The organism is Herminiimonas sp. (genome assembly GCF_030655415.1).
Genome location: NZ_JAURVN010000009.1, coordinates 104,151 through 119,349 on the forward strand (window position 1 = coordinate 104,151; position 15,199 = coordinate 119,349).

General features: G+C 49.0%; 15 protein-coding genes. 10 read left to right on the forward strand and 5 right to left on the reverse strand.

The genetic code is table 11. The features are described from left to right. Positions 1-11 precede the first annotated feature (11 nt). On the forward strand, positions 12-314 hold the full coding sequence (locus Q7T66_RS07150; protein WP_304932641.1) for a mobilization protein: 303 nt from the start codon (positions 12-14) through the stop codon (positions 312-314). A gap of 592 nt (positions 315-906) precedes the next feature. Continuing rightward, positions 907-1,677, forward strand: coding sequence for a hypothetical protein (locus Q7T66_RS07155; RefSeq protein ID WP_304932642.1), 771 nt, complete (start codon positions 907-909; stop codon positions 1,675-1,677). Between the two features lie 19 nt (positions 1,678-1,696). Here the strand turns inward: Q7T66_RS07155 and Q7T66_RS07160 are convergent, their stop codons facing one another. Beyond that, positions 1,697-2,836, reverse strand: coding sequence for a site-specific integrase (locus tag Q7T66_RS07160; RefSeq protein WP_304932643.1), 1,140 nt, complete (start codon positions 2,834-2,836; stop codon positions 1,697-1,699). A 525-nt stretch (positions 2,837-3,361) separates the two neighbouring features. On the opposite strand from Q7T66_RS07160, the gene Q7T66_RS07165 reads away from it, so the two are divergent. From Q7T66_RS07165 to Q7T66_RS07180, 4 genes are read left to right on the forward strand one after another with little or no spacing between them, the layout of a single operon-like run. Then, a complete protein-coding gene (locus Q7T66_RS07165; protein WP_304932644.1) occupies positions 3,362-4,603 on the forward strand; it encodes a SpoIIE family protein phosphatase in 1,242 nt (413 codons plus the stop codon). A gap of 28 nt (positions 4,604-4,631) precedes the next feature. Further along, positions 4,632-5,198 (forward strand): SiaB family protein kinase, encoded by a 567-nt coding sequence (locus Q7T66_RS07170; protein WP_370691618.1) that lies wholly within the window; start codon positions 4,632-4,634, stop codon positions 5,196-5,198. A gap of 57 nt (positions 5,199-5,255) precedes the next feature. Continuing rightward, on the forward strand, positions 5,256-5,645 hold the full coding sequence (locus Q7T66_RS07175; protein ID WP_304932645.1) for a DUF1987 domain-containing protein: 390 nt from the start codon (positions 5,256-5,258) through the stop codon (positions 5,643-5,645). After that, entirely contained in the window at positions 5,645-6,409 is a 765-nt protein-coding gene (locus Q7T66_RS07180) for a GGDEF domain-containing protein (protein ID WP_304932646.1), read from the forward strand. Before Q7T66_RS07175 ends, Q7T66_RS07180 begins: the two co-directional genes overlap by 1 nt. 75 nt (positions 6,410-6,484) lie before the next feature. On the opposite strand, the gene Q7T66_RS07185 is transcribed toward Q7T66_RS07180, so the two are convergent. From Q7T66_RS07185 to Q7T66_RS07200, 4 genes are all read right to left on the reverse strand, one after another. After that, positions 6,485-8,050 carry an EAL domain-containing protein gene (locus Q7T66_RS07185; protein ID WP_304932647.1) on the reverse strand — a complete coding sequence of 522 codons (1,566 nt, stop codon included), beginning with the start codon at positions 8,048-8,050 and terminating at the stop codon, positions 6,485-6,487. A gap of 311 nt (positions 8,051-8,361) precedes the next feature. Further along, positions 8,362-9,264: an alpha/beta hydrolase gene (locus Q7T66_RS07190; RefSeq protein WP_304932648.1), complete on the reverse strand. Its 903-nt coding sequence runs from the start codon at positions 9,262-9,264 to the stop codon at positions 8,362-8,364. A 74-nt stretch (positions 9,265-9,338) separates the two neighbouring features. Continuing rightward, positions 9,339-10,052, reverse strand: a complete 714-nt coding sequence (locus Q7T66_RS07195) for an anti-sigma factor domain-containing protein (RefSeq protein WP_304932649.1) — start codon at positions 10,050-10,052, stop codon at positions 9,339-9,341. Then, on the reverse strand, positions 10,049-10,621 hold the full coding sequence (locus tag Q7T66_RS07200) for a sigma-70 family RNA polymerase sigma factor (protein WP_304932650.1): 573 nt from the start codon (positions 10,619-10,621) through the stop codon (positions 10,049-10,051). Before Q7T66_RS07200 ends, Q7T66_RS07195 begins: the two co-directional genes overlap by 4 nt. 487 nt (positions 10,622-11,108) lie before the next feature. Here Q7T66_RS07200 and Q7T66_RS07205 point away from each other — a divergent pair, with 487 nt between their 5' ends. The 4 genes from Q7T66_RS07205 (at position 11,109) to Q7T66_RS07220 (ending at position 15,172) form a co-directional block, all read left to right on the forward strand. Continuing rightward, complete coding sequence (locus tag Q7T66_RS07205) at positions 11,109-12,467, forward strand: NAD(P)/FAD-dependent oxidoreductase (protein ID WP_304932651.1); 1,359 nt, start codon at positions 11,109-11,111, stop codon at positions 12,465-12,467. Positions 12,468-12,492: 25 nt separating this feature from the next. Next, entirely contained in the window at positions 12,493-13,305 is an 813-nt protein-coding gene (locus tag Q7T66_RS07210) for a DUF1365 domain-containing protein (protein WP_304932652.1), read from the forward strand. After that, positions 13,302-14,552, forward strand: a complete 1,251-nt coding sequence (locus Q7T66_RS07215; RefSeq protein WP_304932653.1) for a cyclopropane-fatty-acyl-phospholipid synthase family protein — start codon at positions 13,302-13,304, stop codon at positions 14,550-14,552. The genes Q7T66_RS07210 and Q7T66_RS07215 overlap by 4 nt, the downstream gene beginning before the upstream one ends. A gap of 86 nt (positions 14,553-14,638) precedes the next feature. After that, a complete protein-coding gene (locus Q7T66_RS07220) occupies positions 14,639-15,172 on the forward strand; it encodes a DUF3833 domain-containing protein (RefSeq protein ID WP_304932654.1) in 534 nt (177 codons plus the stop codon). Positions 15,173-15,199 lie beyond the last annotated feature (27 nt).

The following is a 15,199-nucleotide window of genomic DNA, read 5'->3' on the forward strand; positions in this document are numbered from 1 at the left end:
CTCACTTAAACATGACTACGATGAATAAAACACTCTCCTCCATCGAAGAACGGATTGATGCGCAGCAGAAAAAATTGGCTCAACTCAAGGCGCAAAAAACGAGACTTGAAACAGTACAAAAAGTCAGAGAAGCGAAGGTTGCGAGGACGGAAGATACGCGCCGAAAAATTCTTCTCGGCGCATTTTTTTTGGAACAAATGCGAAGAGACGCATCGATGGATGCCGACATTCGCAATGGATTGGATAAATGGCTAACACGCCCTGAGGATCGAGTCCTTTTTTCTTTGTCTATGCAAATGGAAAAGTTGCCATAAAGAACATCCATTTGATCAAGAGAGGGCTGATTCTGCAACATGTTGCTTTACTGACATATCGCCGTCTGGCATGATGAGGGACTACCCGCCCGCACAACAAAAAAATGAACCCGAGCGACCTGAAAACGCATAAGCTGGCATTGAAGAATCTGGCATCTATACCGGTATTCAAACCTCAAAAGCGTAATAAATTGCCAAAGCCTTTTAAAGGGCTAGGTGGGCCAAGAATACAATCTACCGGAATGATTGATGTATCAGCCGATCATGTGGTTTTTATGTATTGGAGAGACGGCCAAATACTGACAGACCGATCCTTCTATGCTTACCTATTCTGCCGTTTGGCAAATGGAAACTTGAGTCCTTTGTTTGAGTTCCACTGGCATCCAAGCCACAAAGGGTTTCACTGTAAGACGCCATGTAGAACTATCAACGATTATACGAATCGAACTTTGCCAGGGGCTCCTGAACTTGCTCTGAAAACCAGAGCAAGTGCTGATCCTAAAAACGAAGAAGATCGTAATGAACTTGTCATGAAATTTTGTAACTGGTGCGGAATCTCACTACCAGATAGCGATAAGCAATCGCATTCACTATGGGCATCATGGTAATCAATAGCAATTTAAAGAAAGCGATTTGTTCGCTCTTTGAGGTGCATGCCGATGAAGAAGGCGTGCAGCGTATTGTCACGCCTCTTGAGTATCCCGGTAGCAACGATGTAATTGTTGTTCGAGTACGTCCCTCTGACGATGGATTCACGATTGATGAAAATGGCGAAGCAGCATTTTATGCAAGTCTGAACGGCGGTGATATCGAATCGGAAGCTGTAAGTCGGTGGTCCGAAGAATTATCCATGACATCTCCAGTCACATTTACTGAAGAAGAAACGATTTCGGCATTTGCAAATGACGAGCGTCTTATAGCTCCGTATATTTTCCGCGTTGCCGAAGCCGCACAACAATTGCATGCAATTGCGACTGCCCGAGCTGATCGACAATCCAGCGACTTTAAGGAACGGATTCATCAGATTGTAAAAGCTATCGCGTTAGAGGCAGACCTTCGATGGGAATCCGATGTTGAACTTCCAATTGCTGGTGGCTTGAAAGCGGATCATATTATTGGCACTTCCAAGCCAATTATTATTATTGCTGCTACATCACCAACACGTTTATTGGAAGCAGAAGTCATTTATATGCAGTACCGAGAAGATAAGAAGCCTGGTTATATTCTTGCCGTTGCGGAGAATCAAGGAGTAGTTGGCAAGAAACAATATGAACGCGCGGCTTACTATACAAACAAAACTGTAATTTTCAATGAAGACGCATTCGGAAAATTAATCTCAAATGAGATGACCGGCATCCAGTAGTACCGGTCTTTCCGATTCGCTATCCTAACTTTTGCGCCAACGCACTTGCCCGCAGATTTGTATAACCTCGCAGCATCGATAAGGTTTTATGCCCTGTCTGCGAAGACACTTCCATAATGTCCAGACCCTTTTCAAACATGCGACTTGTCGCTTCTCGGCGGCAGTCGTGTAGTCGAATATTCTCAAGAAAGCCGGAGGCCGGTTTTTGACCGGTTTCTGTGCAATGAATGCGATACCGCTCTTTCGCCTTGTGTATTGCTTTTTCAAAGGCATAGCGAATTGCACGCGTCGTAATTTGAAATAACTCTTGATCGCCAAAAGACTTTCGAAGCTGCGTAACTTTCTCACTTTTGCGCCCTGCTACCAACGGTGCTAAAAGAACCGTTGCACGTGACGAAAGTCCAATGATTCTGTCTTCGCCATTTTTTGTATCAAGTAAATTGGCCGTTCGTGCAACCAGATCAACATCCTTAACGCGTAAACGTAGCAACTCGCCACGACGGCAAGCTGTCTCAATCAGCAATTCAAAAATTGTGAGTAACAGCGGATTACGTGCCTTTGCCAACTCTGCGCGAACGTATTCAAATTCCTCATTTTCAAAACGACGGCTACGCATACGTGCCGGCTTTGGCAGCTCTACCGTTTTAACCGGATTCTGCAGGTCAGTGCACCAGCGCCTGGTAATCGCGATCCGGAATAGATGGCTGACAAGCATCAGGTACTTTCGAATTGTCGTATCGGAGAGCTTACAGCTCTTCAGTTCGCGTTTTAGCCGTTCAATAGCGTCACCATCCGCCAGATAGACGGGAAGGCCAGCAAAGGTCTTTATGCGCCTTAGACGGCCAATTGCATAGGCCTCTTCCTTGTAGCCTTTTTTGCCTGGCGTGACTTCCTCCGCATAACGCTTCAGCAAACTATCGATAGTAAGATTCGTCGCTTTCTTTTTTTCAGCCTTGGCCCGCAGGACTTTTTCCTGATCCTTGTCAGTGGATTTTCCTGCGCGTAGCAGATCTCGGTAAGCGCGTGCCTCTTCAATAGAAAAAAACGTTTCATTGATAAAGGTCTCTCCGACCTTCATCCGAACTCGAAAACTGTAGCCGTCCGATCTAGCCTCAATATTTTTTTCGTTATTTGGCTTAGCTGCAGATTTTTTATGCATTTTCCCACCTCGTTTTGTCCTAATTTGTCCTGCAATTAGAATAAAAAGATGGGGTGATAAGCGGAAGTCCTTACCAGTACTCAGTTTCAAGATATTTTGATGAGGGACTCAAAATCCCGCGCCGCAAGGCGTGCCGGTTCGATTCCGGCTCTCGGCACCAGTAGAACATGCAGTAAGCTTCAAAACAGAAACCCGTATTTAGCGACAAGCTGATGCGGGTTTTTTGTTGTTCGGACACTTCCCGCATGCGCTTCCGGCTCGGTAGTTTAAGCAGCCCGACAACTCCCCTCTTCTCGCAGACTCCTTCCCTTTTGTTGCTTTAAAAAATCTGAATTGTTTCCACAAGTCATTCCCCGGTCATACGGCGTGACTAAAATCCTATCTGCTTCTAAACACAGTTGGCCGCTCCACTTAAGCGACTTCGCGTCCTTATACCTTGGCTAAACACGCTCCAAAACGTCACAAGGCAGGTCGCCCTGCATTACAGGTTCGTGCGAGAAAATTTTGAAAATTGATTTCAACATCATGTCCGTTATCAACCCGCTGCAAGCGCGCACGTCTGCACGAGCGCTTGCGGTAGTCGTGCCGACTATTTCGTTCGATCAGTCGAATGCGCAGGTATTGGAATTGTTCAGTCGGAACCGTGAATTGGTGAGCTTGCCGGTTCTCGAAAATGAACGGCCTATCGGTTTAATCAGCCGCAATATCTTCATGTCACAGATGTCCAAGCCGTACTACCGCGAGTTGTACGAGAAGAAAAACTGTATAGCCTTCATGGATAAGAATCCATTGATTGTCCAGGCAAACACGCAAATAGAAACCCTGGCGGCGCTTGCGGTGGAATCTGGCGACAAGACATTGGCAGACGGTTTTCTGATTGTGGAAGACGAGAGATTTATTGGTTTGGGTTCTGGCCTGGATCTGATGCGCATGATGGTCGATCTTCAGACGGAAAAGAATCTGCAGGTCATGCAAAGCATCGACTACGCCAGTACGATTCAACGCGCAATGATGAGCACGTCACGCAAGGCCATGAGCGCGACGCTGAAAGATGCATGTTTGATTTGGGAGCCTCGCGACGTCGTGGGCGGCGACTTTTATCATTTTGAACGTTTCAAGGATGGCTGGTTTGCGGCTGTCGCCGATTGCACTGGGCATGGTGTGCCGGGCGCTTTCCTGACCCTGATTGCATCGTCTTTATTGTCCCAAGGTCTGGGCAAACTGGGGCCGAAAGATCCTGCGCTGCTGATGAGCGAAGTCAACCGCGGAATGAAGCAGGCACTCGGCCAATATGCCGAGCAGAATCGTTTGTCCGAGTCTGATGACGGCATGGATGCGGCCTTCTTTTGGTTCAATGATGCGACATGCGAACTGACTTGCGCTAACGCAAAAGCACCCTTGTTTATTCTTATGCCGGATCAAAGCGAAGTCCAGACGATAGAAGGAAAGCGGGTGGGAATTGGCTATGTCGACACACCCGATGACATGCAATGGGATAACAAAACATTCGCACTGATGGACGGTGCGATCTTGCTGAGTGCAACGGACGGCATTATCGATCAGATTGGCGGCATGAAAAATATCGCCTTTGGCAAGCAGCGCCTGCGTGATTACATACAGCGGCATCGCGACACGCCTATGCCGGAGCTTGGACAATTATTAATGCTGGAGCAAAAAGCGTATCAAGGATTGCATCGTCGCCGTGATGATTTGACGGTTTTTGGTTTCCGACTGAATGCATCAAAGCAGCAGCAAACAGCAATGTAGGCAGGTTTACAAAGGACGTTGAATCAAGATGGAAAATAAAATTGATATTGAAAAACTGCATATGTCTTGCGAATGCATAGGTCACAACCATGTGATTTTTTACTACATGGGATATTTTTCGCAAAACATCATTGCAGCAATGGCAGATTCAGTGAAGACGCGCGTTGAATACATCGGTGCAGCAAGTCCTACCCGCCGCAAATTGTTTTCGTCGTTTATTGAAATGGCACAGAACATTATCCATTACTCGGCAGATTCGATTGCCACTCACGGTAAAACAGACGCTGAAATGCGCCGAGGTTCGGTATGCATTTCTGTCGAAAACGATCGCTATTACCTGCAATGTTCCAATCTGGTTCATGCAGATATTGCCGATCATTTGCGTGAAAAATTGGAGCATCTGCGCACAATGACCAACGATGAAATTCGCCTGGAGTACAAGGAAACATTGCGCGCAGAAACACCGCAGGAAAGCAAAGGCGCCGGCCTCGGTTTGTTAACCATGGCAAGAGATGCCAGCGAACCGCTGGACTTTGAGTTCATACCCGAAGGGGCAGACGGGAACATGATGTTCTGCCTCAAAGCGACCATCTGATTTAAGTATGCGAACGATATGAGGGGCAGATAGCACCTTCACTGAAAAGACAAAAACATGAACAATCTCTTTATCCCTGCCAGCGCGAGTTCACCAGAAGTGGATTTCCGTTTTGATGAACACCGTTTGCTGTTGAAAGGTGAGGCCTACCCGGAAAACGCAGCAGTTTTCTGGGGTGATGTCATCGCTCCTTTGAACGCCTATCTGGCGCAGGTTGAATCTGGCCAGCAGATCAATATGCAAGTAGCACTTTCATACTTCAATAGCTCCAGTACAAAAATGCTGTTCTCCTTATTTAGCGCCCTGAATGAAAAGGCGCTTGCGGGCAATGTGATTATTCTTGACTGGTACCACGACGAAGATGACGACACGATTTTCGAGTTCGGACAAGAGTTGCATGAAGACTTTCCTGAGTTGACATTCAACGATCATGCAGTGAGGACTTGATGAGCGATAACGATCTGTTCGAAGCGGAAACCCTGGCGTTAAATTCTGCTTACGACGTCATATCGAAGGATGGTGCGTCCAGCGATGAGTACAAATTCGCTTTGGATAATCTAGCAAAAAATTACCACCGTCTGATGCGTGAGACACGTCGTTTGATTGCCCGTAGTGATCGCAAAGAACTGGAACTCAATACTCTCAACCTGAAGTTGCAAACATTAACTTCGGAGTTGGATTACAAAGCGCGACACGACAATCTCACCGGCGTATTAAATCGCGGCGCTATCTTTGATTGTGCTGAACATCATCTGAAAAACCATCCACTATCTTTGATAGTGTTGGATATTGATTTCTTCAAACGCATCAACGATGATTTTGGTCACCCAACAGGTGATGCCGTACTGCGTGAACTTGTTAAGAAATTGGCGTCGGCAATTAATGGCGTCGGCGAAATTGGTCGCGTTGGTGGCGAAGAATTTACTGTTCTATTGCCAAACATTAATCTGGATAAGGCAATAGAAATTGCAGAGCATGTGCGCCTGGTCATTGCAGGCGATGCTTTCTCCTGCTTCCCTCGCCCTCACGTGACCGCCAGCTTTGGTGTCAGCTGGAGTGATACAAACTGTGATTTTGAAGAAGCGTATGGCCGGGCAGACGCGGCTTTGTATAGCGCAAAACATAGTGGCCGCAACCGGGTTGAAGCAGATGGAATACTCAATCAGATTACTTTAGTAAAACACAAAGAGATTTCCAGCGAAGCCAGGTAATTGCGACTGGCTTCTCAGCATCACATCCGCGCACTGCTATAGCGCTACCGAACTTCTATCTTTCGGAAATGAGGGCTAGGTCTTTTCTTTTTTGAGGAACTGCGCCAAGTCGTTGATCGACATTGCCTTGGCGAAGAGCCAACCTTGCGCGTATTGCACGCCTCGTTCACGTAAGAAATTTGCCTGCATTTCCGTCTCTACACCTTCGGCAATCATCTTAATATCCAGAGATTTTGCCATCTCTATGATGTGCAGCACGACGGTACTGGTCGCAGCATCGGTCCCTATCGTATCGACAAATGATTTGTCGATCTTCAGATAATCCACCTTGAACGTCGTCAGGTACGAAAGGCTGGAGTAGCCGGTACCAAAGTCATCGATGGCAACGCAGATACCCATATTGCGGAAGTCGCGTGCGATGTCATGTGCAAGCTCGGTATTCACAAAACCACGTTCGGTTGCTTCCACCACCAGATTTTTTGGCTTGATCCATGTACGTTCCATCAGTCCGCGCAGATTGGAAACGATATTCAAACACCGCAGATCAGCGGCAGAAAGATTGATAGCGAAGTGAAAGTCAGGATGATCCTGTAGCAGCTTGGGCACGTCACGTTCAATTAATTCAAGAACGCGGTCAGTAATGCGCAGAATCAAATTACTTTCTTCGGCGATCGGGATGAAGAGATCAGGCGCAACCAGTTTGCCATTAGCCCGACGCCAACGCATCAATGCTTCTGCGCCTACGCAGCGGCCAGTTTGCAGATCGATTACCGGTTGATATTCGAGGAAGAATTCTTTTCGCTTCAGCGCCACGCGCAAGAAGGAAGGCCAGGAAGTCTGCTGCTTTGCCAGAAAATAAAATGCCGTCACCAATAGAATTCCCGCGAGGATTCCAATTGGAACCAGAACCATCGATAACTTGTGCGACCTGACGTCCACGTACTTGACTGGAACCGCGGCCACCGAGGTCCAATCAAAATCATTCGAACGCCTTAGTGCGACAACATACTCACCATCGAAAAAGGTGGCGTATCCGCCTTTTGGCAAAGGACGCAGCCATTCCTTTTTAAACACTCCGCGCTTCAATAATAAAAGTCCGGTACTGGTGTTGACCGAGGCGAGCGATACGTCACGGTTATCTTCGAAGACATCAAGCGGAAGTTCGCGATGGATGATTGCGGCGTAACCATATTTTTCGATCATGATGAACTGCATCTCGGGTGCAATCGAGAGTGTCACCTCCATACGGACCGAAGCGCCGGTGGTGCTTACATAGTCGACTGGGCCTAGCTCTACCCCTTTGCCGTGGTGTCCTAGCGAAGAACACATCCAACGTCCGTTGGCGACATAACCAACTGCCGGCAGATAACTTGACGTGATGCCGATCTCTCGCATCAGCTTGATGCGATCTTCTGAACAAGGATTTGTCGGCTTTTCTTTTCTCAGCTCGACAAATGCATCCTTGATTTGTGCGTTGGTTTTATCCGTCCGACGTTGCAATTCATCAGCAAGTGACAAGGCACTAGTTGTTTCAATGTCGAGACTTTGTTGGTGGGAGATATACAGCGATACCGCGATAGGTGCCGCGATGGCAAAGAGGGCGACTATGGCCGCTAAACTGATAGAGAAAATACGATTCACTATATCCCCGAGACGCACTCATTAATGGCGGCAAGAGAATCCATGAAAACAGATTTCTATACCGGAACCAAGCTCCGAGAATAATATATGCATTCTGGAAACATGAACATGTTTGAATGACGCGCGAGCAAGTTGAATTGAAATTTGTTGTGATAGAGACGAACTTGAAGCTGAAGAAACTGACGTGTCACATGTGCAGTTTTGATTTAATGAAGATGTCTTTAGCATCCATATTTGGATTTTCAGACGGCCGCAATTTGCAGCTAATAATTCTACTCATTAAGCCATCTATTCCCTAACTAAGCACCGCTTTACTTTGCATTGTCGGTGTTGATACGACCACCATCTGATTTGACGAATTGATCGACCTCATCCAGCACAGGAGCCTGATGCTGGAAAGGCCAGACCAGTGATGCGATCAGCGTCGCATGCGATGGCTTGGGGAAGTAGAGTTCTTTTACTGACACGCCAGCAGCCTTCAACTTTGTCGCCATGCCGCCAGTATTACGTTGTGGATTCACCAGCTTGTCTTCGCTGGCAGCAATCAACAACGCTGGCGGTGAACCTGCGATTGCATACTTGATGGGTTGCGACTCAGGTGGCGAATTCGGGAAATGAAATACCGGTTTGACGTCGGGATTCTCGATAGGTAAAAAGTCATACGGACCAGCCAAACCTATCCAGCCGCGCACGATGCTTGGTGACACGCCTACTTTATTCAGCCAACGTTTATCCAATGCGACCATCGCTGCGTTATATGCACCCGAGCTATGGCCCATCACAAAAATATGTTGGGCATCGCCACCAAAACGGGCGATCTGGCTATTGGTCCATGCAACTGCTGCTGCGCTATCTTCCAAAAAACTGGGGTAGCGAACTTGCGGATACAAACGATAGTCGGCAACCACGGTGACGATACCGCGCGATGCCAGCGCTGAACCGACGAAGGCGTAATCTGCACGATCGCCCTTATTCCATGAGCCGCCATAAAAGAACACGATCACCGGTGCGGGGCTGTTGGCCTTGACCGGCTTGTAGACATCCAGGCGCTGGCGTGGATCATCGCCATAAGCGATGTCAGCTGATTTCTCGTAACTGCTGGATGGCGTCACTGCATTCAATAAAGTCAGCGGTGCACAAGCGCCGAGTCCCAAGACAATTGCGATGCCGGCCGAAACGATCAGCCCGCTTTTCAAACCAGTCGACATCGGCATTCAGAACCCTCCAGTATGCTTGGGCGAGCAGCCAGCATTTTTAATTGCCGCACTGCCCGCTTACCACTCTATTGCTAGATTTTTACCCACGCGCCTTTGTACAATATCGGTCCGGTCGCTTTGTTCGGATCACCCGAACCGCCTTTTGGTTCCAGCGTAACGGCCAATATCGGTGCAACATCTGGCGAGGTCGCATCGCCGAGTGCCACGATATGACTGCCCTGCTCATCAATCAAACCAACCGAACGTACTTTGCCGTCTTTGGTAATCGCCCACAGTTCAAGACTCTTGTCGGCGGCGAGTGCCTGCGGCTGCACCACCTTGATGGTCATGCGGTTCTTGGTCGCATCGCCAGTAGCAACCGCGATCAACTGCGCGTTGTCATCGTTCAGCATCGCGACAAAGGATGTGACCGGTAACTCTGCGGCCGGACGCATCATCAGCACCGAGAAGAAGATCAAGGCAGCAGTCGTGGACACCATGCCCAGACCACGCCAGAAACTGAGGTCTTCGCGCAGGTTCAGCCAGTAAGCCAATTTACGTTTCGCAGGACTTTGCAGATCGAGTCGTTTAGAGAGAGCTGACCAGACCGAAGGCGGCGGTTGCACTGCGGTTGCAAACTCGACCATAGGCACCAGGCGGTCTTGCCATTCAGCGACCGCGCGACGCAATGCGACGTCGGACTTCATCCATGTTTCCAGACGGCGGCGCGCGCCACCGATCAAGGTGCCGAGCACATATTCGGATGCCAGTTTGTCGCGCAGGACTTCGTTATGCTGAATATTCATGCTTGCTCCGCCGGGCTCAGGCAAATTTTCAGACGGGCCAGGCCGCGTCGTACCCAGGTTTTCACCGTGCCTATCGGCAGCTTCATTTGTTCGGCAACTTCGCCATGCGACAGGTCATGGAAAAATGCCAGCGCAATCGCTTGTCTATGCAATCCTTCCAGCCGCGCGAAGCAACGCGCCAATGCCTTCGATTGATCCGATAACTGCAAGGCTTCGATCGGCGTCGGATCACTGCTTTCCAGCGCCTCCATCACGGCTGGATCAAAGCTGTCGTCATCGATCTCTAACGCCTGATCGGTTTTGCGCAAGGCATCGAAAGCCTTGTTGCGCACGATAGTGCTCATCCACGTCATAGGCGCCGCCAGACTGGATTGATAAGTCGATGCGTTATTCCAGATGCTGACAAAACTCTCTTGCAAGACTTCCTCAGCCAACTCTCGTTTATGCAATATGCGCAACGCAAAGCCGAAAAGCTTGGGCGAGGTCGCGTCATACAGTGCGCGGAACGCTTCAGCGTCTTTGCGTGCGACTTTAACGAGCCATGTTTTAAGTTGTTCCGGTTCGAGCATGGAAAGGTTCCGATCAAAATATTGACGAAGTGACACACTGCGTATGTTACGTGATTCACGCTCCATAGCCGGAAAAAATCGTCGCCTATTCTCTTGATCGGGTGCGGCATAAATTACAGAATCCTTTTGATAGTGATGCTGAAATCAACTGCGCAATGTGGTTTCACCCATGTGATTTCAAGCATCTTGCATCGTCCCTGGGTTCAGGTTTGTCTGAAGATATACGGCGCTCGCTGAACTATGGATTCAAAAATCTCAAAAAACTTCTGTGCTCTGCTCATTCCCCCTCGCCAAAATTTATTTTCAATTATTTAAAAATAATTGCATCCAATTACGACTCTGCTACGTATTACTCATATACGGCGGCAATTACAGACCCGATTCTTGTCAGTTTTTTTGCCGCACCTCCTTTAGTTAGATGACTGTTTTTGGCTATGGGCGCTCTCGCTAGCGCCGTCATTGCAGAGCAAGATGGAGCAATAACAAAATGAAAATGGGAATAAAAATCGCTGTAGCAGGGTCGGGGATAGCCGGCCTGTCGTGCGCCTACCGGCTGGCGGAGGCTGGTTACGACGTCACCTTGTTTGAGGCGAATGACTATTTTGGCGGTCATACGCATACCGTCGACGTCACGCTGGACGGCTATACGCATGGCGTGGATACGGGGTTTTTGGTGTTTAACAAAAAGACCTATCCAAATCTGATCGCCCTCTTCGCTGAGCTCAAAGTAGAAACTGCGGCGACCGACATGTCCTTCTCGGTCAAGCTGCCGCTTGCCAATCGCACACTCGAATGGGCAGGCGGCAATCTGGATGCGGTGTTTGCACAAAGACGCAATATCGTCAGCCCACGCTTTCACCAGATGCTGCGCGACATCCTGCGCTTTAACCAGAACGCGACAAAGCTGGCGATGGATGAAGAATCCAGCTTTGAGCTACAGACTGAATCAGGCCAGGAAATGAGCTTGGGCACCTACCTTACCCAGCAAAGCTACAGCAAAGAATTCCGCGAATGGTATTTACTGCCAATGGCGGGTTGTATCTGGTCCTGCCCGACCGAGCAGATGCTGGAGTTTCCACTGAAATCATTCCTGCACTTTTGCCACAACCACGGACTGCTGCAAATTAACGACAGACCGCAATGGCAAACCGTCAGAGGTGGTGCACGACGTTATGTCGACAAGATGCTGGCAAAGATTCCGAACAAACATTTGAATACAAGTATCGAATCGGTCACGCGCACCACCATCAGCAATGTCACCAAAATTAAAGTGCAGACACGACTAGGCAACGCGCTGAGCGAACAAACCTTCGATCACATCGTACTGGCCTGTCATAGCGACCAATCATTACGCGCACTGAAAGATCCACGGCCGGCAGAAAAAACACTGCTGTCTTCTATCACTTACCAGCCGAATACCGCGGTGCTGCACACCGACACGACCTGTCTGCCGAAACAAAAGAAAACCTGGTCAGCGTGGAATTATCAAAGCGGACAAAGTGGCAGCGAGCCGCGCGTCTGCGTGCATTACCTGATCAACCAGTTGCAACCGCTGCCGTTCAAACAGTCGGTCATCGTTTCGCTCAACCCTATCGATGCGCCACGGCCGGACAGCGTACTCGGCAGCTATGAGTATGCGCATCCGGTATTTGATGCCAAGGCGATCGCAGCGCAACGCAGGCTGCCATTAATTCAGGGCAAACAGAACACCTGGTTTGCTGGCGCCTGGACCGGTTACGGCTTTCATGAAGACGGTTTGAAGTCAGGCTTGGCAGTTGCGCAAGCAATCATGGAACAAGCAGAAGAATTTGCAATCTATGCACCGCGGGTACTTGAAAGCGCATAATAATTTTAATAAAGCCAGACAGATCATGAGCGCCATCAATCAACCGCAATTATGCTTTGGCACCGTGCGCCACAGTCGCTTGCGCCCTGCTGCCCATGCGTTCAACTACGGCGTGTACTTCATGCGCTTGCCCTTGCGCACGATGGCCAATTCTCATACCGGAATTAGTCGTTTATCGCGGCTGTTCTCGCACAACCGTTTCAATCTCTTGTCGTTTTACGACAAAGATCACGGAGATGACAAACATCCGCCCTTGGTATGGATAGACGCATTGCTGGAACGTGAAGGCATCACCGATGCCGATGGTGAAATCTGGCTGCAAGCTTTCCCGCGCGTGTTGGGCTATGTGTTTAACCCCGTGTCGTTCTGGTTCTGCCATCGCAGCGATGGCGAGCTGCGCGCAGTGCTATGCGAAGTACGCAATACCTTTGGCGAATGTCATCGCTATCTGCTCGATACCGGCGAGGCCATGCCGTATGGCATAGAGCTGAGCGCACGCAAAGTCTTCCATGTCTCACCTTTTTGCGAAGTCCAGGGTGACTACCGTTTTCGCTTCATGCGCACCGCACAAAGCTATGTAAACGATAAAGATGGCGTGGTCGAACGCACAATCGCGCGCATCAATTATGACGATGCTGCGGGGCCATTATTGCTGACCAGTCTGTCCGGAATATCACGACCATTGAGCAATGCCGCGGTTGCCCAAGCATTCTTTTTTTATCCACTGATGACCTTCGGCGTCGTCGCAAAAATCCATTGGCAGGCATTGCGCCTGTGGATCAAGCGCGTGCCATTTTTCAGAAAACCACAGCCACCTTCCCATGAGATGAGCCGATGACTACCAACTCACTAGAACAACAATCATTTGCTTACGATGCGCCAACAGGGCTGCAGGTCGATGTACTGAACACATCGGATCTGCCATCGCAGGTCAAATTCATCCTGCAACTTTTAGGCAAGATGGAACACGGTGCCTTGCGTATGGAAATGCCGGACGGACGCGTTGCGCACTTCGGCAATGGCAGCACTCCAGTAACGCTTTCGCTAAGCAACTGGGAAATCTGCAACGCCTCTTTAAAGTCCGGCGATATCGGTTTTGCGGAAACCTTCATCAATGGCAATTGGCGCACTGACAATCTGCCAGGTCTGATCGAAATCTTTATCCGCAATCGTCAGCAAATTGAATCGGTTATTTACGGCACATGGTGGGGTCGCCTACTGTATCGCGTGCGTCATTTATTCAATCGTAATTCGCGCAACGGCAGCCGCAAAAATATTCATGCGCATTACGACATTGGTAATGACTTCTATCAGTTGTGGCTGGATCCATCGATGACGTATTCCAGCGCACTGTTCAAGGATGCTCACACCGATAATTTGCAGCATGCGCAAGATGCAAAATATCAACGCATTCTGGAGCAACTTCAATTACCAATGTATGCCCGCGTATTAGAAATAGGCTGCGGCTGGGGCGGATTTGCCGAGTTGGCAACCACCTCAGGCGCACATGTGACCGGACTGACACTTTCGACCGAACAACTGGAATTTGCCAATCAACGTTTGGCAAAAGCCGGCCTGAACAATCGAGCCGAATTGATGTTGAAAGATTATCGGGATGCGGATGGTCAATTCGATGCGATCGCTTCCATCGAAATGTTTGAAGCAGTTGGTGAAGCGTATTGGCCTAGTTACTTCGAGTGCATTGCGCGCAACCTCAAACCGCAAGGGCGCGCCTGCATCCAAACTATCGTGATCGATGATGCCTTGTTCGAGCGCTATCGCAAAGGTACAGACTTTATCCAGCAATATATTTTCCCGGGCGGCATGCTGCCTTCGCCTTCTGTATTCAAACAGCAAGCGGAACAACATGGCTTGCGCGTGGTCGATGAATTCAAGTTTGGCATCGATTACGCCCGCACACTTGAACAATGGCGCGACGCTTTTAAAGAGCGTTTGTCGCAAGTACGTGAGCAAGGTTTTGATGATCGGTTTTTGCGGACGTGGGAATTCTATCTGGCGTATTGCGAAGCGGGATTCCGTGCGGGAAGTATCGATGTGATGCAGTTCACCTTAGAAAAAAACTGAAGTATCAATACATGCGCAGTGCATGCTCATTACATGCGTCATGTATTGCGTCGACATAAATAGCAAATCACATGAAGAGGCAAGCTATGCGATATTTAAAATTAGTGCTGGCAACAATCGCAGCAACCATGCTCGTATCCTGCGCGCAAATCGAGCCGTCGCATTACGCAGCCGAGAAGCCGGTACTCGACATCAAGCAATACTTCAACGGTACGCTGGATGCATGGGGTATGTTCCAGGACAGATCGGGAAAAGTGGTTAAGCGCTTTACCGTTGTTATGCGTTGCACATGGGATGGCGATGTCGGCACACTGGATGAAGACTTCACCTATTCAGACGGCACCAAACAAAAGCGCGTATGGACTATTAAACAGGTTGCGCCCGGCAGTTATATAGGCACGGCATCGGACGTGGTTGGTGAAGCCATCGGCACTGCATCCGGCAATGCCTTGAACTGGAAGTATGTGCTGGCCTTGCCGGTAGATGGCAAGGTTTACAACATGCAGATGGATGACTGGATGATACTGATGGATGATCGCGTAATGCTGAACCGCACTGCGATGAGTAAATTTGGTGTCAACCTCGGTTCGGTGACATTGTCTTTTACCAAGCGTCCTTAAACATTATTTGACGATGTCACTCCACAA